Here is a 22,249-nt window from a genome sequence, read left to right on the forward strand (position 1 = left end):
TATCTAGTATATTTGAAGTAAACCTGAACCAATGAAAACCTATCTTTTTGTATTAGCACTTTTTGGAACCTTTATTTTGTATGCCCAAGATCACTCCCATACCGGTGCACGACCATTCAACTACCCTAATATTGAAGGGTATCAAACCTTAAAAACAGATTTACATATTCATACCGTATTTTCCGATGGGAAGGTATGGCCCAACATAAGGGTACAAGAAGCCTTGCGTGAAAATTTAGACGCTATTTCCTTAACCGAACACTTGGAATACCAACCGCATTTGGACGATATCCCGCATCCGGACCGTAATCGCTCCTATGAAATTGCAATGCAAGAGGCAAAAGACCATGATTTATTAATTATTCATGGGTCGGAAATCACACGCTCAGCTCCCATTGGTCACAACAATGCCATTTTTATAACAGATGCCAACACATTGATGGCAGATGACGGACTCACGCCCTTTAAAGCAGCCAAAAAACAAGGCGCTTTTGTATTTTGGAACCACCCGGCATGGTACGCCCAAAACCCAGATGGGAATCCCGTACTGAGCGATTTTCAAAAGGAACGTATAGCGAATGGAGAACTACACGGTATAGAAGTAATAAACTCCGTTGATTACGCTGAAGAATCCCTAACCTTGGCTTTAGAGCAAAACTTAACGATTATGGGCACCAGCGATATTCACGGACTTATAGACTGGGACTATACTGAAAAACAAAAGCAACGCCCTATAACCCTAGTTTTTGCGAAAGAGAGAAGTATAGAAAGTATACAAGAGGCTTTATTTACAGGTAGAACCGTTGCCGTTTACAACGACTTGTTGGTTGGGAAAGCCGAATTTTTGAAGCCACTTTTAAAAGCGAGCATTCAGGTAAAATCTGCCAAATACATCGATAAAACCCAAATACTTGAAGTGGAACTTGAAAATGTATCCAGTAGTCCCCTACTCTTTCAAAACGAAATGCAATATAGCTTTTACAGCAGTTCCCCAGTTTTTGAAATTCCGGCAATGGGCACATACACCCTTCGTATTAAAACATTGGAGGCAAAACAAAGCATGGATTTAAAGCTAAAAGCCATAGGCACTTTTACCGCACCGAAGGTATCTCCGGTTATCCAGTGGAATATATCCGTTGAACAGTAAGCCCTGTACTTTTTTTGCATCAAACGATACAAAATTGAAAAATTTGATTTAACTTTGAATTTCAAAGTACTTTTAAATGGAATCAAAAAAATATCTCGACGACCTTTCCAGCATCAAGGATTTAATGAGTCGTTCTTCCCGCTTTATTTCACTAAGTGGCCTTTCTGGAATCATGGCAGGTGCTTACGCATTAGTTGGTGCGGCGGTAACCTACTTATACCTTTTACCAAAAGAAGGGGATTATCTTACATTACACAGTTGGAATTTTCAAATCATTCTCGGTATCCTTATCGCGGTAGCTGCACTCAGCGTAATTACTGCATTCTTGTTAACTTCTAAAAAAGCAAAGAAAAATAAGGAGAAAATATGGGATGCTACGACCAAAAGACTGCTAATCAGTTTTTTGGTGCCTTTAGTCGCCGGTGGGATTTACATACTCATCAAATTATCCAGTCAACATTACGGACTTACAGGTGCTTTAATGCTTATCTTTTACGGACTTGCATTGATCAATGCCTCTAAATACACCATCAGTAACATTCAATATCTGGGATATGCTGAGCTTATTTTAGGATTGATTTGTGCGGCCCTACCCGGTTACGGATTTTGGTTTTGGATTTTAGGTTTTGGCGTTTTTCATATCATTTACGGCAGTCTCATTTATTTTAAAGAGGAAAAAGCCTAACATGGGGTTAATAGACAACATTAATAAATTATTTGACCATCGCATTCGTTTAGGGATGATGTCCATTTTGGTAGTCAATGATGACGTAGATTTCACCAGATTAAAAGAGCTTTTGGCCGTGACGGACGGCAACCTGGCAAGCCACACCAAAACTTTGGAAAAGGCAAATTATATAAGGATTGAAAAGTCTTTCATCGGTAAAAAACCGAACACCAAATACAGCATTACCAAGGAAGGGAAATTGGCCTTTCAAAAACATATTGAAGCACTTGAACATTTAATACGGCAACAAACATAATTTTTTTATCATTTTACTTTGAAATACAAAGTACTTTTAAATCTAAAACATGGAAACATTAAAAAAGAACAAAGGATTTGCACATTGGATCAGAACGAGTATCACCGCTAGAATGTTTATGGTAGGCTTTCTTATTTTGGTACTGTTGATACCACTTGTTTTCATCAAGGAACTCATAAAAGAACGCTCTGAACGGCAAGAAGAGGTCGTTTCGGAGGTAGGTAATTTATGGGGAACGGAAGTGCTACTGATGGGACCCATACTAAAAGTTCCCTATAAAACCTATACAGAATCTACCACCTACGATACCGAAACCAAAAAAGGAATTACCAAGCGTAAGATACATATCAACTACGCCTATTTTTTACCCGATAACTTAACAATCGATGCTCATGTGGACGCTATTAAAAAAGAAAGAGGAATATATGAAACATCTGTTTTTTCAAGTGAAATGGTGCTTAAAGGTACTTTTGGTATTCCCGATTTTAAACAGAAAGATGTACTACCTGAAGATGTGGTTTGGGAAAAAGCTACCATCCTCGTAAAAAGCTCGAATCTCAAAGGGATAAAAAACCAGATTGAAATGCAGTTGGGAGGCGAAACGACCTCTTTTTTGCCTAGATACAAGGATCAACAAAACCAATCTTATCTAGCAGATTTTGTACCCATGCACGAACTGGAGAGTCCGTTTTTGGATGAGGTCACACTCCCTAAAACCAAATCCATCGCTTTCAACACGGCTATTACCATGAACGGAAGTTCCAAGATTAGATTTGTTCCCGTAGGAAAACAAACAAAACTGCACATGACCAGCAATTGGAAAGACCCTAGTTTTACGGGTAACTTTCTACCGGAGGAAGACGAAGAAAAAAGCGTGACCTCAGATGGTTTTGTAGCCAACTGGAACATATTACAAATCAACCGACAATTCGAACAATCTTTCTTTGGCACACTGCCAGATTTAAAGGAATTTTCATTTGGAACAGCACTTTTTGTACCGGTTGATGAATATCAAAAAAGCGAACGTTCTGCAAAATATGGCTATCTGGTCATTGCACTTACTTTTCTAGTTTTCTTTTTGATACAGACCATTAGCAAAATAAATATCCACGCCTTTCAATACTTAATGATAGGAATCGCCTTGCTTATGTTCTATACCTTGCTCATCTCCATATCCGAGCACCAAAATTTTCTAAAAGCCTATCTCATTGCCAGTGCAGCGGTCATTGGTTTGATTACCATTTATTCCAAAAGCATTCTAAAACATAGGAAATTCATCCTACTCATATTTGGGTCGTTAACAGCTTTATACTCGTTTATTTTCGTGATTATTCAATTGGAAAGCTATGCGCTTTTGGTAGGGAGTATTGGATTATTCATTATTCTAGCTATTGTAATGTTCGCATCGCGGAAAATAGATTGGAGTTCGGGTGCTTAAGCCAATTTAAAATAGAAAGGTGTCTACCTTAGTTTTAGACACCTTTCTAAAACAAGAATCATGATATTAACCGAGCATGCCGCAACTCAATTAAGTACAGGAGCCATTGCCATCGCCTTATTTTCAGCAATTTTAGGAGGGCACCTCACGGCAAGTTACCTGCTATTCTTACCCGATTCCGATGTGATCGCTATTTTTATGAAAATCGTATTGGGTGTCGTACTGCTGAATATAGTATATTTTCTGATTTGCTTTTCTGCGCTGTTGACCAACATTCCAAATAAACCACTGATACTAAAAGCTGGGTTATTTATGGGAATTAATATTCCTATAGCCATAGGCTATTTAATTATAGTAATGACACAACTACCGTTTGGATAATACTAACAGATGAATTTTTTAGTGTCTACTCCTTTCCATCTATATAATCCTGCAAATAACTATACCGTTCGGTCAATTTTCCGTTTTGGGTCATTCTAGCTCTGTGCAAGACTCCGTGTTTGTCACTATTAAAAAAGGCGGGGATTACGTTCTTTAAAAAAGCTTCCCCAAAACCTACACTTGCATCCCTTGGTAATTCACAAGGTAGGTTATCCACGGCCATAACGGCAATGGCATTTGGACTTATAAAATCGGTCTCGGTTTCCGTTTGTGGGTCATAGCCATAAATAGGATCCGCAATGGTGGAAGGTTTTATGGTTGTTGCTACCGGACCATCGATATCGCAGCTCACATCGGCCACTACCGTTATTTTAAACTCGGGATGTTTGGCATCTTCACGGGTATAAAGATAGGGTGCCCCTTGCCCATAAAAATGACCGGCAATGTAAAAGTCTGTTACTTTGGCAAAACGGAAAAAATTGCTTTTGTATTCTTCGGGATTTGCAAAAAAGTCGGCCTTATTGCCTCGTACTCCGTCCTTACGTTTGTTGTATTCGGAAGCATCTATCTGGCAATACACGGGCTCTTGAAAATCTTGCTCCAGATATTCGGTTACGTTTACACGTCGCATTCCCATACCGTCCAGCATTTCACGGGAGCCATTACCCACTCTTCCCCTACCTGTCAACAACACCTTGATGTTCGGTAGTTCTATTCTTTTCAGTTCCGAAATGAGCTCTTGTTGGTCCGACAGGGTTTCTGCCTTGGGTAAGGCAAATGTTTTATATTTTAATCCGTAGGCCCTAAAGCCATTATAAGCGCCAACAATCCCAGCATACCTGCCAAAAGCGACCAAACGTTGTTCTTTTTCGTTGGTAATGACCTCATGATCATATAATTCAATATTTTTCGCTAGAATAGCTTGGAGCAAATCGCGATTGTAGGGCTGTTTTTTAATCGTATGCGAAAAGAAGAAATACTTTTTGTTGGGAATCAAGTTTTCGATTGGTACTTCTTTAACACCGATAAGGACATCACATTCTTCCATTTTTGAAGCTACTGTAATTCCTGCTTTTTTATAATCAGCATCTAAAAATGTGCGTATGGGTGAGGGCTCCACTATTATTTGGGCTTCCTTAAACGACGAAAGGACTTTTTGACATGCCTCTGGTGATAGTACTACCCTGCGATCTGGGGGATTTTTGCGCTCTTTTATGATTCCGAACTTCATGTATGCTCTTTTGGTATAAATTTTGACCTAAATGTAGTGGGTTCTGTATAGGTTCGCAAGTTTTTGTTAGCTTTGCTGCCCGCGTTAGGGATAGAGACAAGTACCTTGTACGGCCAACAGCCCGACCCTTTTGCAAAAAAGGGTAACGCCCAACCTTAAAATTAGTCTTGAGGTTTAGTTCTTTAACATATTGGGGCCGACTGGTTTTGACAGCGAGACCAATGGCATTGTAAGCATGTCGAGCGCTGGGGTACAGCTCGTTAATATCATACTTCACACTTTTAATTGGCGAAAATAATTACGCTCTTGCCGCATAATCTGAATTATAGTAGGATTTGCCTCGTCCCTACCAGGTAGGGAAGCGAGATGTTCCTGGGTAGCCCTTGTTGATGGCGACCCATTTAGGAGCACCAGAAAAGTCAACATAAGGTTGTTGTTCGCTTTGGCAATAACACTAAAACTTAAGAAGCTAAGCGTTTGTTAGGCCGTTTCCGGTCAGGCCTGCGTCGAAAATTAATCGGAAACTAAACATGTAGAAAGCACTGACGTTGCTTGTTTGGACGAGGGTTCGAATCCCTCCGGCTCCACTTCTAAAAAGCCACCCTCTGGGTGGTTTTTTTATATAAATAATACTACTTTGTTTAACCATACCATTGCATTCCAATCGTATAGATTTGCGGATAAAGCTAACATAACAGCTTAAAAATTAAGGTATCATCCCAAAATATTGACATTTTATTGCCCCATTACCAACCTCACTTGTGCCGATGAAACTTCAGCCTTTTCAATAACTATACTGAGCGCGCCTTCTTGCACGATATTTCGGTCAATTACAATTTTGATTTGATTTATACCTACTGAAAGACTTATGGTAGCAACCCTATTCTTTAATTCCAAGGGCATTTCTCCCACCCATCCCTTTATACCGGCTTCTAAATTAAACCCGATGTTGACGTTTCCTTCGCTTAAGGCTTCTAAATCAAACCTAACAAAGCTGTACTTCTGGTCAGGACCCACTTCTATAATAGGAATTTCCTCAATTGGTAAATCACCGGATACCTTGCTATACATAGGTGAAAAGGACAAGGCATTCTCTTCACTAAAGAGTTTGCCTAGATTTTTCTTATCAATTTTTTCCAAAATCTCCTGCTTAGCAGATGCCATATCCCAACGCCTTACTAACTGCTCAATGGGTACGCGATAATCACCTGACTCCCCAAGCTTTGATAAAAAACTAACCAAATCAATAAATTCTTTTTTCTCTATGCTCGCCGTCAAACCTGCAGGCATGAGTGAACCTGACACCTTTTCAAGCTTCTCAATAGCGTTTTTAGGTATTGTAACAATTTCGCCGCTCATCCCTCGTATATCAATTTCTGACGATTTAACACTTACTAAATACCCCATTACAATACTACCGTCGGTTCTGGCTACCCGTTGAAGTTCATAGCCTTCCTTAATTGATGCCGAGGGTTCCAGTATAGATTTGATAATGGTCTCCACGGGAGAACTCGTTCCAAGGCTACTTAGATCTGGACCCATGAGCCCACCTGCACCACCAATGGCATGGCAGGAAACACAATTTATTTTCCTAAAAACTTTTTCGCCCCTAGCCGGATCCCCATTGGCCCGATTGATATCCAATACCAAACTTGCCATTTCCTCATCACTTAATTTTTGGGGCATATTTTCTGTTGATAAGATACCACCCGAAGCTTCCAATGCCTTAATCATTAAGACGACGTCTTCATGCTGATGTCTGCCCCATGGAATCTGACGCTCAAATACAGGTCTAATAGCCATGGCTATAGCTTCCGGCACCTTCTGTTTCATCACTAACTCCGCTAACGCTTTTGTCGCCTCTTGCGAAGCCAGAAACGCTTTAAAAAACGCGGAGGCATCCTGTTCCATTGGCCAATCCCTTAATAATTGGAACCCAAAAGTGGCTGCTTTTGAAGAATTCAGAACTATCAGCTTGGTCGTTGCCAGAATTCGTAAATCAAAGTCGTTCTCGCTTTTGGTAGCCAGTTCGGTCAATAAACGTTCTGTTTGGGGTTTGTTTAATTTGGACAAAGCATCAACTGCGGTGTTTTTGACGTCCAATGCATCTTCTCGAATCAATCGAACCAATTCATCGTTCATTGCTGTGAGCCCCCAATGACCAATCAGACGAATCGCATTCAGTATGATTTCTTGATTATTGCTTTTCAGAAAAATATGAATTCGATCTAGGTTACGGTCAGGTTTCATACCTGTTTGACTTGCAGCTTGCACAAGAGCATCAAGTTTTTCAGTTACCCCTTTTTCTTGGGCACTATAATTTTTTAACGCCAGGTCCAGGAGAATGTTCAAATGTTCTTTAGTACCCCATTTTGAAATCACAGAAAGCACATCTTGTTGATATTGCCTAGGTACTTCATGATTGCGATACAGCGTAACGAGCTGCGCAATGGCATTCGGATCTTTCATAGATTTAAGCGCAAAAACGGTCTTATCTGTACTCTCTAAAAACGTTGGTTCGGCCGTTAGGCGTTCCATCAAGGGAATTTCAAGTTCTTGTACGGTTTGCCATAGGGCATAATCCAAAAACTCATCCATAGGATATTCTAGAACGGACAATGCCGACCTGGCAGCCTTGGCGGTACCCACTTTTCGAAGCGCAATAACCGATTCAAGTCGCACCCTCGGATGTTCATCATTGCTTGTTCTTTCCAAAACTTCCATAATGTTCGCCACGTCATTATGCCAGAATTGAAGCGCTCTTATCCCGGCTGCACGGGCATTGTGGTTGTTTGAATCGATAAGCTCCAAAAGAAGTTCTTCATGGACCACATCCAAAGATTGATATACCCAAAGCGCCTCAAGCAGGTGATGGTGGTAATCCTTATTTTGATCATCTAACTGCACTATCCAATTTTTCAGTTGCGGTAACACATCATTCGCGCCCTTTTCTTTCAAAAGTTGTTTTGCATGCGAACGTCGCCAATTTTCCGACAGTTTCAGTGATTCGAGAAGTTCATAAATGGTTGCCTTTGATAGATCGAGACGCTCCACAAGCGGACGATTCTTTGCTGTAATCCGCCAGATTCGACCATGTTCTTTGTCCCTCCTTGGGTCATGAAAATCTTTCTCCCCATGTTGAATGATTTCATTAAACCAATCTGCCACATAAATTGCACCGTCGGGACCCATTGCCATATCTACAGGCCGAAAAGTGACGTTGTCGGACCACAATAAATCTTCAACCTGCTTGGAAGCATACCCACTTGAGCGCTCTTCCAATTCAAATCGATTAACCCTATTTGCACGAAAATCACCCGCTATAAAGCTGCCTTGCCAATCTTGCGGTACATGCCGACCAGATAGGATTTCTAAACCCGAATGTTTTGGTTGACCCGGATTTAAGCCACGTAAAATTCTTTCCGCACCAGGAGATGTTACAAATGTGGCGCCAGGAAAGGCGTAATTAATACCTTCGCTACCTGCCCCATCCGTGAGAAAGGACTGGCCCCACCGATTGAACTGTAGGCCCCATGGATTAATTAACCCTTTGGCGTATACCTTCAAGTCAAGCGTTTCTGGCTTTAATTGCCACACACCGCCGCCTTCTAAACGTTTCACTCCTGTGGGAGTTTCTACATGGCTATGGATATAGATGGATTGGTTAAAATAGAGGCGACTTGCGGGTCCTCTTCTAAAGGTATGTATCAAGTGGTGGGTATCTCCGGTTCCAAAACCACTCAAGACAACACTTCTTTTGTCTGCTTTTCCATCACCATCCGTATCCGAAAGATGTAAAATTTCTGTAGAGTTTGCCACATAAACACCACCATCTCCCGGGAGAATACCGGTGGGCACAAGCAGTCCCTCGGCAAAAATAGTGGATTTATCTGCCTTTCCATCGCCATCGGTATCTTCAAGGACGTATATCTTGTCGTTTGCTTCTTCCGCAGTTTTTAGATGCGGATAGATAGTGCTACTGACCACCCACAATCTACCCTTTTCGTCCCAATTCATCTGAATCGGCTTCACCACCATTGGTTCCTCGGCAAAAAGAGTTACCTCAAATCCTTCCGCAACATGTAAAGCATCAGATTCTGTCAAAAACCGGGTAGCTTCACCATCGTTTGGATTTCCTTTAAACTTGAAAAACAGGATGACCGCTACAACCAATATCAAGGCAAGCATAGCTCCCAATTGCAAAAAAAACTTCTTTTTATTCATGTACAACTATTTGTAAAATTTGCGTGGGACCAATCATGCATTTCCTATTGTCCTTCTTCTGGTTAATTTCGCTTGTGACTACTGCGTTGGTTTAAGTTGATATAGCTGTGGTTCTGGTTTTTGGCTTAAAAAAATCTTTTTCTCGTATTCTTCGATTATGGTACTTAAATCTTCTAACCCTTCTGCATGGCGACCTTGTTCATGTGAGCGAAAACCAATAATATAAGTTCTGTTCATAGGACGGTATTGGTGAAAAAACATTTCATTCTTTTTCAGGATAGTTTTACGCAGCATATTCGCTTGATCGAGGCCAATTTCTCGGTTTACCTCTACACCGCCAGCCCAGACTTTGGCAGATGCGGTCATTAGCTCCAAACTACCGGAAAAGAGCGTGTGATTTCCATCCTTTAGCCCGTCTATTCTTACTAGTAGTCCATTAGCCTGGGCAAACCTATTGGTTTGTGGGCCGGGTAATGGCAGATATGCTTCATTGACCTGAAAATTAAGTTCATCCTTTTCCCCGTCAAGCGCAAGAATACTCGCCTTTGCGGTTCCCTTAATCGACTTAGTGGCGACATCAATGGTTATTGATTGATTCGTGCTAGGGGGCAATCCTAATTCCTTTTGAACACTAGCCGCAAGAACGGAATATCCGTATTCATTCAAGTGTATACCGTTGTCGGAAACCTTGCTATCTTGATTGTATTGCAACAAAGGATTAAAGACATCAATGTATGTTATACGCCGAGCTGCTGCAATTTTGTAGATAGCAGTATTATACAATTTTAACATTTCATTACGATCGGCTTGCGATTTGAATGCTATTGAATAGAGCATTGGAACCGTAGAAAGAAGAATCGACTTCGCCCCAAGTTCGTCAATGGCATTAAGTAATCTGTTAAGCCCTTGAGCAAAAACAGGAATGCCTTTTTCACCCTCAAATGCCTCATTTGCACCATAGGCCAAAAAAACTACCGTAGGACGCGCCTCTTTTAATTGCTTTATAAGTAAGTCATAACCACTAGGGGCGGTGATATAGGTACGCGCCTGCCCAAAAACGGTATCACCGCTCCAACCCAAGTTTCTAAACGTAATATTCTGTTGGGGCCATCTTGTGGTGAGCAACAGTTCTAGATAACCGAATTGTAGATCATTCTCAAAGAGGGAATTTCCAAGAAAAACCACCTTATCACCGTCATTTAAATTAAACACTTTACCAGTGGCTTTCTGACTACCTTCTATATTCATTTGAGCTACCGCATCGGTAAGGGCCAAACCAAAATAAATTAAGAAAAAACCTAAAAAAGGACCAAAATTTTTTTTTATTGTAGAAACAATCATCCCTAAAAATACTCAAAAAAATATGCCCCCTCGAAAGAATATGCATTACCATCTTTCTTCATTTAATCATTTTTTCCTAAATCGATAGATCCAAGGCGTGATGCTATACCAAGTTAGTAGGGCTTTTTAGACTTTCCACAATTTTAGGCTGCCACTAAGCTATTGAAAGGCCTACATGTCCAGTCTAGAATTGACACAAAATCATAAGACGTAAAAAATTAAAATAGGGTTGTAGCTATGAGTACTAGCAGGTTTATATCATCTTAAATAATCATTGGTAAGTCGTGGCAACTAAATAAAGGTTCAAATACATCCATAGAAAAATATTTACTATTCCAAACTCATACTTCTGCTCCACCGCATACCGCAACAGTTCCCCTGCCCCACTTAACTCTAGTTTACGGATCATATTTTTGCGGTGGGTGTCTACCGTGCTTTTTACAATAAACAGTTCCTCGCCTATTTGGTGGCCGGTATGGCCTAAAGAGAAAAGACGAAAAAATTGTATTTTAATTAATTTAACAAGTTTTCACTTATAAAAATACCTATGAACGGGTATTGCCTAAATCAAAAACCACATTTAATTTCACGTCAAACTAAAAAAAGGCTAATTGTGAAGGCAAAACGGGATATTGTAACAGGACGCGAAGCTGTGAGTAAAGCACAACTCCAAAAACTGAGAAAAGACTATGGCTTAAAGGAAATGGATCTAAAATTTACGATTGCATTTCGAAGCAAGTCAGCAACAAACCCACCGTTAATGCTAAGGCAACTTTTATGGAACTAAGGTGGATGACCATGCAAAAGTTCTTACCAAAAAAGCTTTTATTTAAGTTAAAATAACAGATTACTACACACGTATTTCCGTTCTTATTCAGACCTCTTTAAGACAAAAAACATTCACTAGTGAGAGCCTACAAAAAAACTGATTGGAATATCCTTAAAACCTGCGGCAAGAAACCTTTTAGAATAAACACAATTTAGATAATAAAACAACCTAATCCCTTCTTTAAAAAATTACCACATTAGATTCGAGGGAACTCTAAACAGGTAATACAGAGAGGGGGTTTTTCAATTCTAAAAAGGACGCTAAAAGTTATTAACATTTAGTCTTGAAAACTTTTTCGTGCATTTCATCGAAAAAAAATAGCGTTTCATCCGGAAACCATTTTTCTGCTTTATTTTTAGCTCCAGTTAAATAAAATGATAGATATTTTCAAGCGAATGCAAGTATTCAAAGCCCCCAAATCACTTTTATTCTTCCTTCTAATCGGTTTAATAAGTCTGCTTAGCTCATGTAGCAAAGAGCATGATTTGGTATCCGAGTTTGTAATAGCAGAAAAAATACAACTTCAAACCGTTACAGAAGATACGACTATTGAAATGTTGCCTTCGATTGAATCAAAACAAATTGAAAAAGGCACCACCAATGTTGGAAAATAGTAAGCTAAACAATTTAGCAAAACACCCTACCTAACTTATATCCATTCCTGGACTGCTATTTTTATATTGTTTTTAGCAACCTTAGCCCACCAAACGCAGTCAATTCCCATTCTTAAGTGGCGTCTTATCACATAGCCTTTACCCTATTTATTTATCGTTATTATTTCAACTTCACCACTTTATTAATATCTTAGGTTACATAGATAGACAATTATAATGATGTCCAAAATATTTCGACGCAACATTTCACTTACCGGTACGATAACGCTCACGGGGTTAAAATTGACACAAGCGAAAGACTACGCAGCCGGAATACCAGGTATCAAAGTAGCGCTACAACATAGTTTCAAGGAGATGGGGGCACTGGAAGCCCTATCAACCCTTTCCCATATGAACCAAAAAGAAGGATTTGATTGCCCAGGCTGTGCATGGCCAGACCCTGAAGCACCCTCCAAATTGGGAGAATATTGTGAGAACGGAGCAAAAGCATTGGCCGAAGAGGCTACGTACGAAAAAGTAGATGCGGGTTTCTTCAAAAATCACAGTGTTGAAGAAATCTCTACCTGGTCCGATTTTAAAATTGGGAAAAGCGGAAGGCTCGTGAGTCCTATGGTGTTAAAAGAAGGAAGTATACACTACGAACCCATATCTTGGGAGGATGCTTTTTCCCTTATCGCAAATGAACTCAGGTCCCTAGACCATCCTGATGAAGGTGTTTTTTACACTTCAGGAAGATCTAGTAATGAAGCTGCTTTTTTATATGGGCTTTTTGTGAGGGCTTTTGGTACCAACAACATGCCCGACTGTTCCAATATGTGCCATGAAAGTAGTGGTGTTGGGCTTTCTGAAACCTTAGGTATAGGCAAAGGTTCGGTTACCTTAGAAGACTTACACGAAGCCGAAGTGGTCATGGTAATGGGGCAAAATCCAGGAACCAATCATCCAAGAATGCTATCCGCACTAGAGGCCTGTAAAAAAAACGGTGGGAAAATAATCAGTATCAATCCTTTGGCAGAAGCGGGACTCATTCGGTTTAAAGATCCACAATCTGTCAATGGCATACTCTCAGGAACGACCCTGACCGATATTCACTTACAGGTAAAAATCAATCAAGATGTAGCACTCTTAAAACTCATCATACAAAAATTGACTGCTCTTGATGCTAAAGGAGAAAGGGTATTTGACCATGAATTCATAAAAACCTATACCCAAGGTTATGAATCTTTTTTGTTGGACCTGGAAAATTATACAGAGGCGGAACTATTGGAACGCTGCGGAATAGACATAAAACAAATAGACGAAACCGTAGCATTGCTTGCCAAAAAAAATAAAATAATTATTTGTTGGGCCATGGGACTTACCCAACATAAAAACGGAGTTGCCAATGTGAAAGAATGTGTAAACCTACTCCTTCTAAAAGGGAGCTTAGGAAAATCCGGTGCGGGAACCTGCCCTGTTCGCGGACACAGCAATGTACAGGGCGATCGTACTGTGGGCATAATGCATCACGTATCCGAAGAGTTGAACCAAAGCCTAGAAAAAGTTTTTGGTTTTACCCCACCAACAACAGAAGGACTGGACACTGTACATGCTATCCAAGCCATGCATGAGGGAAAAGCCAAGGTTTTTATCGCGCTTGGCGGGAATTTTGCCTCTGCGGTCGCTGATACTCAGTATACGGCAGATGCCCTTCAAAGTTGCAACCTAACGGTACAGATAAGTACCAAATTGAACCGAAGCCATCTCATCACAGGAAAAAAAGCTTTGATACTGCCTACGTTGGGTCGTTCGGAAAAGGATGTAAAACAAGGCAACCCGCGATTTTTGACCGTAGAAAATAGTATGGGAAAGGTACACCGAACAAAAGGAGTATTGGCACCAAAATCCGACCAATTAAAAAGTGAACCGGAAATAATTGGCGGTATTGCGCAAGCATATTTTAAAGGAAAACATCCAGTAGACTGGGAAACCTTAGGTACTGACTACGATGCTATCCGAGATAAAATCGCTGCAACTATAAACGGATTTGAAGCCCTGACGGAAAAATCAGAAGGAACTGGATTCTACCTTCCCAATAATGTTCGTGAACTGGATTTTAGCACACTGCCAAATGGGAAAGCTCAATTTAGCACCTGTGATATTGCCGATCACAAAATGAACCAAAATGAGCTGCTGCTTATGACCATTAGATCCCATGACCAATTTAACACCACCATATACGGTTTAGATGATCGCTATAGAGGCATACATAACGAACGGAGGGTCATTTTTATGAATCAGGCCGATATGACTGCACAGCAACTAGAAAAACTAGAGATAGTAGATTTGGTAAGCAATTATGACAACATCCAAAGAAGAGCCGAACAGTTTTTAGTTGTTCCCTACAACATTCCTAAAGGGAACGTGGCCGCTTACTTCCCGGAAACCAATATGATTATACCCTACAACCATTTTGCAGATTACAGCAATACGCCTATTAGTAAATCGGTAATAGTGAGGGTGGAAAAAAGGTAGTTGGCAGGCTGGCAGTTGAGTTTAATGTTATTTTGAACTTAAGACTAGCATTTGATTTTGACCTTTGTATTTTATAACAAACTTAATAACATGTACTGCATCGTAGATATAGAGACCACTGGAAACGGGATTAAAGGCAACCGAATTACCGAAATATCTATTTTCAAATATGATGGACATATACTAGTAGATGAGTTTACGAGCTTGGTAAATCCACAAGCTGAGATTCCCCATTTTATTACAGGGCTTACCGGTATTGATGACAACATGGTGCGCAATGCACCGGTGTTAGAAGAAATAGCCTCCAAGATACTAGAGATAACCAAGGATACCATTTTCGTTGCACACAGTGTAAATTTTGATTACAACGTTATCAAAAATGAGCTCAAAGGTATTGGCGTGGAGTTTTCCCGTAAGAAACTTTGCACGGTACGCCTTTCAAGAAAGCTATTACCGGGCTATAACTCCTATAGTCTAGGCAAGCTTTGCTCTGCAATAGGGATTCCCTTAACAGACCGGCATCGTGCCCGTGGGGATGCACATGCCACGATGCTGTTGTTTCATAAGTTATTGCGAGCCAAGGGAGCCGATACTGTATTTAAAAGCTTTTTAAACGCACGTTCACAAGAAGCCACCTTCCCGCCTAGCCTTCCAAAAGAAGAATTTGAAAAATTACCTTCTACCTCTGGTATCTATTATTTTAAGGATAACAAAGGAGGTATTATTTACGTGGGTAAGGCTATTAACATTAAAAAGAGGGTACTTAGCCATTTCTATGATAAGTCAAACAAAGAATTGGCCTTATGCAAAGACACTTATTTCTTGGATTATGAGGAAACAGGTAATGAACTGGTGGCCTTACTACTAGAATCGGCAGAAATTAAAAAACATTATCCTAAGTACAATAGCGCTCAAAAAAGAACGATACAGCAATACGCCATTTTTAGCTATGAAGACAGAAACGGAATTTTACATTTAGCGCACAATAAACTTAAGTTAGCCCCAAACCCTTTGCGTATCTTTTATAACCTTACAGATTGTAGAGCCTATATGGAAAAGATATGTGAAGAATTCGAGCTATGCCCTAAATACTGTCATTTACAGGAAAACGTTCAAAGCTGTTCTCACTTTAGACTCAAAAAATGTTGTGGTATCTGTACCGATGTCTCTAAATTAGAAACCTACAATAGGCAAGTAGAACAGGCTATGGCTTCTCTTAAGAAGCGAACCAGCGATTATATCATTAAAGGTAAAGGAAGAAATCAGGAAGAAGAAAGTATTGTACTAGTCAAAAACAGTCTATATGCAGGTTATGGTTTTGTTGACAAACAGGAACAATTAATGGGGTATACGAATCTTGAATCCTATTTAAAACCACAAAAGAATACCTTGGAAAGTCAACGAATTGTGGAGTCCTATGTCATTAAGAACCCTAGCAGCACAATTGAAATTGAAAAAGAAATTTGGGAAGGTATATAAGTCTTAATCGTTTAGGTTTCTATACATCCGCATCACAAAAACAATCCATACCACAAATATGATACCTACAAATATGGAATACAGAAGTACAAAATCCACTATCTTTTACCCTTAAAATAATTCATAAACCCTAAAATGGTAGGAGCCCAAAACGCAATAAAAATACCGTCCAGTTTTTTACCACTAAGAAAAAGTACTTCAGAAACAATAATAATAGAAAAAACCACTAGAAGCAGAATACAATTCATTACCCCAATGCGTTCAATGAAATTTTTAATCATCGCTGTAATACAATCTCTAATTAAAGTTACTAATTATTTTAACACTATGGTTAATCTTGTTAAGTTTTTCTTAACAATTTTCAAAAAAACATTTATTCACGCCTAAAAATAACAAATTCTGAAAAACTTGCTACTTAAACACAATATTTTATCATTTAATAAAAACGCAACCACCGCCCCTTTGCCAAATTCAGCAGTGCTTTCTACCACTAACACGTTTCATACAATTCTCTATAAACGTAGCCAAGCTTTAAAAGCTATGGGAGAAACCTATCCTAGCTATCTGCAGTAGAAGCTTTTTCAAGAGTGAATTGATAATCATGTCATGTCTATTTTTAACTGCAATGGAGAACAACGACGTAGAAGCATTCTTTCCTTGCAATTTGTAACTATATCTTCCAATATGCATGGATTCGCTTTTTTAAGCTCAAAACTCCTACAACATCAAAAATAACAATTACACAAGATGTCTACTCCATTGAAAGAAGGGATCTCAGCGCCAAGGCATCTTACAAAAACCAAACTAATAAGGTTTAAATACTAGCACTAAAAAAATACTGATTCTTATTCTGGGAAACTAATTAAGATGCTAAGCCATAAACACTTTTCGACAGCTACTTTTTTCTTTCGCTATTTATAAAACTAACCAGAATAGCTACTAAAATTACACAGACCAAGGCAAAAACACCTATCATTATAATTCCGTTACTCCAATTGACCAAAGGATAAAATGTACGCATACTATATAAATTAGATTGTTTATTTAAGATTGTCGGTATTTAAACCAAAAACACCATAAAGAGGACAAAAACCCACAATACTGGTTAGAACAAATATTCCAGCTACCGCCATAAGCACATACGCAGAAGAAGCTTCAACCATGCCCAAGTAAACCATGAAACTTCCAATAATTGCAATTATAACTCGTATCGTTCTATCTAATACCCCCATGTTTTTTTTCATACCTAATGTACTTTTGTATCACTCGGTGTTTCCAATTATTATATAAACACGAAACCTAAATCCAAGCTGCAGAAACTATTATATACGAGGTAAAATTACAGTGCGATAAACTGATAAAAAATGATAAATATCAGGTTTATAGGGTAGATGGACACACGTACTCCGATATAGGAAGTCCTTCTTTTTTTAAGGCTCCAAAACCTCCAGATACGTCTATTAGATTGTGAATTCCCCTACTCTTTAAGATGGATGCTGCAATTACGGAACGATAGCCACCCGCACAATGCAAAAAGAAAGTTCCATCCTTAGGAAAATCTGATAAATAGGCGTTGATATTGCTTAGCGGCGTATGTTTCGCATTCAATACGTGTTCGGATGTAAACTCGCCTTCTTTACGAACGTCGAATACAGGAATCTTTTGAGCAGACAATTGCTCTTTTACATTTTTAGCCGTCACCGAGGTAATACTATCCGTTTCCTTTCCGGCGGCCATCCATGCATCGATACCTCCTTTAAGATACCCTACCGTACCGTCGAAACCTACTCTGGACAACCTTGTAATCGCCTCCTCTTCCTTACCTTCTGGTATTACCAAAAGCAATGGTTGTTTGGTATCCGCAACTAAGGCACCCACCCAAGGTGCAAAATCTCCGTTAAGACCTATAAAAATTGAGCGTGGAATGTGTTGCTCTACAAACTCGTTTTGATGTCGTACATCTAAGACCACAGCCTCGGTCGTGTTGGCCGCCAACTCAAATTCTTCTGGAGTCATTGCAGTAGTTCCCCTGTCTAAGACCTCGGCAATATCCTCATAGCCTTCCTTGTTCATTTTTACGTTCAATGGAAAATATTTTGGTGGAGGCAATAGACCGTCCGTAACTTCTTTCACAAACTCCTGCTTCGTCATATCTGCCCGTAGCGCATAATTTACACTCTTCTGATTGCCCAAAGTATCCACTGTTTCCTTCATCATATTCTTCCCACAGGCAGAACCTGCGCCGTGAGCGGGATATACGATAACATCGTCGGCCAAGGGCATAATCTTATTCCGCAGACTGTCATACAAGGTTTCCGCGAGCTGCTCCTGCGTTAAATGTGCAGCTTTTTGTGCCAGATCTGGTCTCCCTACATCCCCTAAGAACAAGGTGTCACCAGAAAAAATAGCATAATCTTTACCTGCTGCATCCTTTAAAAGATACGTTGTGCTTTCCATGGTATGCCCAGGGGTATGTAGTGCTTTAATAATTAACGCTCCTAGTTTAAATTCCTGCCCGTCCGTTGCGATAATCGCTTCAAAAGAAGGTTTGGCAGTAGGACCAAATACAATCGGGGCACCGGTTTTTTGTGATAAGGTAACATGGCCACTAACAAAATCGGCATGAAAATGGGTCTCGAAAATATATTTAATTTTTGCACTGTCTGCCTCCGCACGCTCGATGTATGGAGTTACCTCGCGTAAAGGATCAATTATGGCAACCTCGCCATTGCTCTCAATGTAGTAGGCACCTTGTGCCAAACACCCTGTATATATCTGCTCTATCTTCATATCGCTATTAGTTTTAATTTAAAATATGTCGTCATTAATTTATGAGCTTATACCGCATCCTTTTTACAACGATTTTCATAGGCTACCCGGGAGCTAAGCTCAGAAACAGCCTTTGGGTCATCGAAAAAAGCAACCGCCTCTTTTGTTTTTACGAATAAATATTCTCTTCGTAGCTCATTTATAATACCGCTGCTAAATATAACATCCCTAGTAGGGCCTATTGCTCCCGCAATGTAAAACTGAACTCCCATATCATGAATTTCGCGGATGGTCTTTGTCAGCATATCCGCTGCGGTTGAATCTATATAGTTGATGGCTTCGGCATTCAAAATAACACCTTTTAGCGCCTTACCTTTTTTTGCTACTTCTTTCAATAACTCGGACTTAAAAAATGTGGCGTTTCCAAAATACAGCTGAGCGTCGAACCGTACAATAAGTAAATCATCTCGGTGCGTTACCTCGTCGTTAAAACGCTTTACGTTCTTGTAGTAGTCGGTATTCTTCACATTTCCCAAAACGGCAAAATGAGGTTTTGAGGTTCTATAGACCATCAACAATAAGGAACCTAGCATCCCTATAAAAATACCTTCTTTGATACCTAAAAAAAGTGTGGCCAAAAAGGTTATCAATAGCACTACAAACTCATCCCGCCTGTTATCCCAAAGCGTTTTAGCATAACCAATATCGATTAGTTTGATGACAGATACCATAATAATACTCGCAAGTACCGCATTGGGCAAAAATTGAAAAATTGGCGTTAAGAACAACAATGTCAATACCACCAATGCTACACTGAACAGCGCTGCTAAATTGGTTTTGGCTCCTGATTGATGATTTATAGCCGACCTAGAAAAACTAGCAGTTACGGGATAGGCCTGAAAAAAAGAACCTATAATATTGGAAGAACCAAGGGCTAGCAACTCCTGATTTGGATCAATAGTCTCCTCCCCGCTTTTTACCTCCAGAGCTTTACCAATTGAAATAGCTTCCAAATATCCAACCAAGGCCAAGGCCAAGGCAATAGGCCATAATTGTTCTATGCTATTCCATTGTAAGTCTGGCATCACTAAGCTAGGTAGTCCGCTAGGAACGGTACCTACCAAGGCCACTCCGTATTCACCTAAATTTAATACATAGGTCACCAACATTGCCAATATCGTAACAATTAAAATACCGGGAATACGAGGATTCCATTTCCTAAAAAGCACAATAAAAAGAATCCCTATGCTACCAATAATTAGGGTGTACATATTTACTTCTGAAACATAGTTAATTGCATCCATTACAAGAAGATGGAATTTACTACTGTTACCGGAAGAACCTGTACCAAGGAGATGTTTTAGCTGACTTAAAATAATGATAATCGCAGCACCAGACGTAAATCCACTAATCACAGGTTTGGAAAGGAAATTGACCAAAAATCCCATTCGCATTAGACCTAAAACCATCTGTATTGCACCGACAAGAAAAGCCAAGACGGCCACCATGACGATATACTGCTCTGGACCCGCTATCGAAAGCGTGCCCAAGCCTGCCGCTACAAGTAAGGAATCCATTGCCACAGGACCTACCCCAATTTTTCTTGAAGTACCTAAAAACACGTAGGTGAGCACTGGTAAAAAAGCAGCATACAAACCATAAACCGGAGGAAGCCCTGCAATCATTGCATAGGCCATCGCCTGGGGCACCAAAACGATACCAACGGTAAGACCCGCTATGAGATCTTTTGAAAAGTAGCTCTTTTTATAAGTAGCGACCCACTGTAAAAAGGGAAAAAACCGGTTCACACTACAAAGTTACATAATAATGGCCGTACACCTCAACACCAATACAAAAAGGTGATTAGGCGGTACGGACCGGTAATTAGTCATTGAGTTTACCCAAGAATACATTTACCTTTGGGTTAATAGGATTGCCAGACGCTCTACGAAGTACTACAACCTGTCCTGCGTGCCAAACCGCATCTTCAATAGGACCGTTTATTTGATTCCAAAATGGAAACTCCGAATTACCATTCTTCCGAATAAATGCTATGGTATGTTTTGAGATATCCTCAGAGGCCAAAAAAAGGCTGCTCGCCAACCTGAAATTCTCCAAGGTTGCTGCACGCCTTTCCGATAGATTTAATCTTGGTTGTGCTACAGTTAAATCAGTAGGTTCCCGCTTGGCCGAGTTGACTATGGTTCTAGAAAGTCCGTAAAGATGGTCTAGCGTTTGCTCTAAGGTTCTGCCATCTTCACTTGGCTTGTAGCTTGCATCGATTTCGGTTAAACCTTCTGTGGCCCAATAATACCGGAACCCTAAACCATCTATCATCCTTGAAACGATAGCACCTGGTGTATATTCCATAGGAGCAGTTGGGATTTGGGCATAGAAAAAAGTATCGTCATTCATTTCTTGGGCGTAAATATTAATACCTAATAGGAACATGGATACTACCAGAAGATGTTTCATTTGTGATAGCTATTTTTTAAACGGTTTAATACGTATTGTGAACTCTTTTTTATCAGAATCCAAATTAGCAAAACCATCATGTAGGTTTTCTTGTGCCACGGCGTAGGGATAAAAGGTAATGGGTTCTATACATACCATGTTGGGTACTTCCGTCCACAACATGAAATCTCCAAATCCAGTGGTTGTAATTTCCACGGACTCGCTATCCAACAGTTCAATTTGTTTGCAATTGGATACATGAAGCGCCCTACTCCCAACTGCCATGACCTCGGCAATAGAAATGCTTTTCGTATTTGTTTTAATAGATGCATTCGAAATATGTACTTTAAAAGCAGGATGATAGCCCAACATAAACGGCATATCCTTTTCTCCTTCCACAATAAAAGAAATTCCTAAACCAATATCCGAAAGAACAAAAGCTTTGGTAAATTCAAAGTCATAGGGCCACGACAGGTCCGACTCTACAGATTTGTTAGGGTATTTAGAATTTTTTACTACCGTGTTGGCCTTATATCGTTTCTTAAAAACTACAGTTGTGGCGGTTTGCTCCACTAGCACATATTTTAATTCCCGTAGCAGGCCATGCTGATCCTGTATTGCCTCTCCCTTTGGTGTTTGGACCCTAAAATTAGCTTTGTCCGTTGGGCCTATTATGGGAAACATTTCTGTATCGGAATTGCGCCATCCTGGACTTCCCTTTTGGTGAATAAACTCGTGACCTGCAATTTCATAACCTACCAATTCACCTGCTTCAATCTTTACGGTTTCATTCCCTAAGGATAGTACTACATTTTTCTGCATTCAATTCTTGTTTTCAAAAACTA

Annotated in this window: 18 protein-coding genes and 1 other RNA gene; 9 read left to right on the top strand and 10 right to left on the bottom strand. The window is 39.9% G+C overall.

Annotation, left to right across the window (positions count from 1 at the left end):
- Positions 1 to 31 precede the first annotated feature (31 nt).
- The 5 genes from MS6x_RS05065 (at position 32) to MS6x_RS05085 (ending at position 3,949) form a co-directional block, all read left to right on the top strand.
- Positions 32 to 1,147 (top strand): Sb-PDE family phosphodiesterase, encoded by a 1,116-nt coding sequence (locus MS6x_RS05065; protein WP_482605788.1) that lies wholly within the window; start codon positions 32 to 34, stop codon positions 1,145 to 1,147.
- A gap of 76 nt (positions 1,148 to 1,223) precedes the next feature.
- Positions 1,224 to 1,832 carry a hypothetical protein gene (locus tag MS6x_RS05070; protein ID WP_482605790.1) on the top strand — a complete coding sequence of 203 codons (609 nt, stop codon included), beginning with the start codon at positions 1,224 to 1,226 and terminating at the stop codon, positions 1,830 to 1,832.
- Position 1,833: 1 nt separating this feature from the next.
- Positions 1,834 to 2,130: a winged helix-turn-helix domain-containing protein gene (locus MS6x_RS05075; protein WP_482605792.1), complete on the top strand. Its 297-nt coding sequence runs from the start codon at positions 1,834 to 1,836 to the stop codon at positions 2,128 to 2,130.
- Between the two features lie 49 nt (positions 2,131 to 2,179).
- A complete protein-coding gene (gene creD, locus MS6x_RS05080; RefSeq protein WP_482605794.1) occupies positions 2,180 to 3,568 on the top strand; it encodes a cell envelope integrity protein CreD in 1,389 nt (462 codons plus the stop codon).
- 60 nt (positions 3,569 to 3,628) lie between these two features.
- Positions 3,629 to 3,949, top strand: coding sequence for a hypothetical protein (locus MS6x_RS05085; RefSeq protein ID WP_482605796.1), 321 nt, complete (start codon positions 3,629 to 3,631; stop codon positions 3,947 to 3,949).
- A 25-nt stretch (positions 3,950 to 3,974) separates the two neighbouring features.
- Here the strand turns inward: MS6x_RS05085 and MS6x_RS05090 are convergent, their stop codons facing one another.
- Positions 3,975 to 5,180, bottom strand: coding sequence for an NAD(P)-dependent oxidoreductase (locus MS6x_RS05090; RefSeq protein ID WP_482605798.1), 1,206 nt, complete (start codon positions 5,178 to 5,180; stop codon positions 3,975 to 3,977).
- A gap of 192 nt (positions 5,181 to 5,372) precedes the next feature.
- On the opposite strand from MS6x_RS05090, the gene ssrA reads away from it, so the two are divergent.
- Positions 5,373 to 5,770, top strand: a transfer-messenger RNA (tmRNA) gene (ssrA, locus tag MS6x_RS05095).
- Between the two features lie 145 nt (positions 5,771 to 5,915).
- Here the strand turns inward: ssrA and MS6x_RS05100 are convergent.
- From MS6x_RS05100 to MS6x_RS05110, 3 genes are all read right to left on the bottom strand, one after another.
- A complete protein-coding gene (locus tag MS6x_RS05100) occupies positions 5,916 to 9,404 on the bottom strand; it encodes a PVC-type heme-binding CxxCH protein (protein WP_482605800.1) in 3,489 nt (1,162 codons plus the stop codon).
- A gap of 78 nt (positions 9,405 to 9,482) precedes the next feature.
- On the bottom strand, positions 9,483 to 10,745 hold the full coding sequence (locus tag MS6x_RS05105) for an SGNH/GDSL hydrolase family protein (protein WP_482605802.1): 1,263 nt from the start codon (positions 10,743 to 10,745) through the stop codon (positions 9,483 to 9,485).
- Between the two features lie 271 nt (positions 10,746 to 11,016).
- The gene (locus tag MS6x_RS05110; RefSeq protein ID WP_482607145.1) at positions 11,017 to 11,259 is read right to left on the bottom strand and encodes a LuxR C-terminal-related transcriptional regulator; all 243 of its coding nucleotides are present in this window, start codon (positions 11,257 to 11,259) and stop codon (positions 11,017 to 11,019) included.
- 689 nt (positions 11,260 to 11,948) lie between these two features.
- Between MS6x_RS05110 and MS6x_RS05115 the strand changes: the two genes are divergently transcribed.
- The 3 genes from MS6x_RS05115 (at position 11,949) to MS6x_RS05125 (ending at position 16,181) form a co-directional block, all read left to right on the top strand.
- The gene (locus MS6x_RS05115; protein WP_482605804.1) at positions 11,949 to 12,188 is read left to right on the top strand and encodes a hypothetical protein; all 240 of its coding nucleotides are present in this window, start codon (positions 11,949 to 11,951) and stop codon (positions 12,186 to 12,188) included.
- A gap of 219 nt (positions 12,189 to 12,407) precedes the next feature.
- Entirely contained in the window at positions 12,408 to 14,702 is a 2,295-nt protein-coding gene (locus MS6x_RS05120; RefSeq protein ID WP_482607146.1) for an FdhF/YdeP family oxidoreductase, read from the top strand.
- Between the two features lie 90 nt (positions 14,703 to 14,792).
- Positions 14,793 to 16,181, top strand: coding sequence for an exonuclease domain-containing protein (locus MS6x_RS05125; protein WP_482605806.1), 1,389 nt, complete (start codon positions 14,793 to 14,795; stop codon positions 16,179 to 16,181).
- Between the two features lie 895 nt (positions 16,182 to 17,076).
- On the opposite strand, the gene MS6x_RS05130 is transcribed toward MS6x_RS05125, so the two are convergent.
- From MS6x_RS05130 to MS6x_RS05155, 6 genes are all read right to left on the bottom strand, one after another.
- Positions 17,077 to 17,202 carry a hypothetical protein gene (locus tag MS6x_RS05130; RefSeq protein WP_482605808.1) on the bottom strand — a complete coding sequence of 42 codons (126 nt, stop codon included), beginning with the start codon at positions 17,200 to 17,202 and terminating at the stop codon, positions 17,077 to 17,079.
- Positions 17,203 to 17,221: 19 nt separating this feature from the next.
- Positions 17,222 to 17,425, bottom strand: coding sequence for a YgaP family membrane protein (locus MS6x_RS05135; protein WP_482605810.1), 204 nt, complete (start codon positions 17,423 to 17,425; stop codon positions 17,222 to 17,224).
- A gap of 136 nt (positions 17,426 to 17,561) precedes the next feature.
- Positions 17,562 to 18,971, bottom strand: coding sequence for an MBL fold metallo-hydrolase (locus MS6x_RS05140; protein WP_482605812.1), 1,410 nt, complete (start codon positions 18,969 to 18,971; stop codon positions 17,562 to 17,564).
- 47 nt (positions 18,972 to 19,018) lie between these two features.
- Complete coding sequence (locus MS6x_RS05145; RefSeq protein WP_482605814.1) at positions 19,019 to 20,758, bottom strand: SulP family inorganic anion transporter; 1,740 nt, start codon at positions 20,756 to 20,758, stop codon at positions 19,019 to 19,021.
- Positions 20,759 to 20,834: 76 nt separating this feature from the next.
- Entirely contained in the window at positions 20,835 to 21,425 is a 591-nt protein-coding gene (locus tag MS6x_RS05150; protein WP_482605816.1) for a hypothetical protein, read from the bottom strand.
- Between the two features lie 9 nt (positions 21,426 to 21,434).
- Positions 21,435 to 22,226, bottom strand: coding sequence for an aldose epimerase family protein (locus MS6x_RS05155; protein ID WP_482605817.1), 792 nt, complete (start codon positions 22,224 to 22,226; stop codon positions 21,435 to 21,437).
- Between the last annotated feature and the right edge of the window lie 23 nt (positions 22,227 to 22,249).

Source organism: Maribacter sp. MS6 (assembly GCF_056839185.1).

Coding starts and splice junctions, on each gene's coding strand:
- MS6x_RS05065 (WP_482605788.1), top strand. CDS start 32: ATGAAAACCTATCTTTTTGTATTAGCACTTTTTGGAACCTTTATTTTG.
- MS6x_RS05070 (WP_482605790.1), top strand. CDS start 1,224: ATGGAATCAAAAAAATATCTCGACGACCTTTCCAGCATCAAGGATTTA.
- MS6x_RS05075 (WP_482605792.1), top strand. CDS start 1,834: ATGGGGTTAATAGACAACATTAATAAATTATTTGACCATCGCATTCGT.
- creD (WP_482605794.1), top strand. CDS start 2,180: ATGGAAACATTAAAAAAGAACAAAGGATTTGCACATTGGATCAGAACG.
- MS6x_RS05085 (WP_482605796.1), top strand. CDS start 3,629: ATGATATTAACCGAGCATGCCGCAACTCAATTAAGTACAGGAGCCATT.
- MS6x_RS05090 (WP_482605798.1), bottom strand. CDS start 5,180: ATGAAGTTCGGAATCATAAAAGAGCGCAAAAATCCCCCAGATCGCAGG.
- MS6x_RS05100 (WP_482605800.1), bottom strand. CDS start 9,404: ATGAATAAAAAGAAGTTTTTTTTGCAATTGGGAGCTATGCTTGCCTTG.
- MS6x_RS05105 (WP_482605802.1), bottom strand. CDS start 10,745: ATGATTGTTTCTACAATAAAAAAAAATTTTGGTCCTTTTTTAGGTTTT.
- MS6x_RS05115 (WP_482605804.1), top strand. CDS start 11,949: ATGATAGATATTTTCAAGCGAATGCAAGTATTCAAAGCCCCCAAATCA.
- MS6x_RS05120 (WP_482607146.1), top strand. CDS start 12,408: ATGTCCAAAATATTTCGACGCAACATTTCACTTACCGGTACGATAACG.
- MS6x_RS05125 (WP_482605806.1), top strand. CDS start 14,793: ATGTACTGCATCGTAGATATAGAGACCACTGGAAACGGGATTAAAGGC.
- MS6x_RS05130 (WP_482605808.1), bottom strand. CDS start 17,202: ATGCGTACATTTTATCCTTTGGTCAATTGGAGTAACGGAATTATAATG.
- MS6x_RS05135 (WP_482605810.1), bottom strand. CDS start 17,425: ATGAAAAAAAACATGGGGGTATTAGATAGAACGATACGAGTTATAATT.
- MS6x_RS05140 (WP_482605812.1), bottom strand. CDS start 18,971: ATGAAGATAGAGCAGATATATACAGGGTGTTTGGCACAAGGTGCCTAC.
- MS6x_RS05150 (WP_482605816.1), bottom strand. CDS start 21,425: ATGAAACATCTTCTGGTAGTATCCATGTTCCTATTAGGTATTAATATT.
- MS6x_RS05155 (WP_482605817.1), bottom strand. CDS start 22,226: ATGCAGAAAAATGTAGTACTATCCTTAGGGAATGAAACCGTAAAGATT.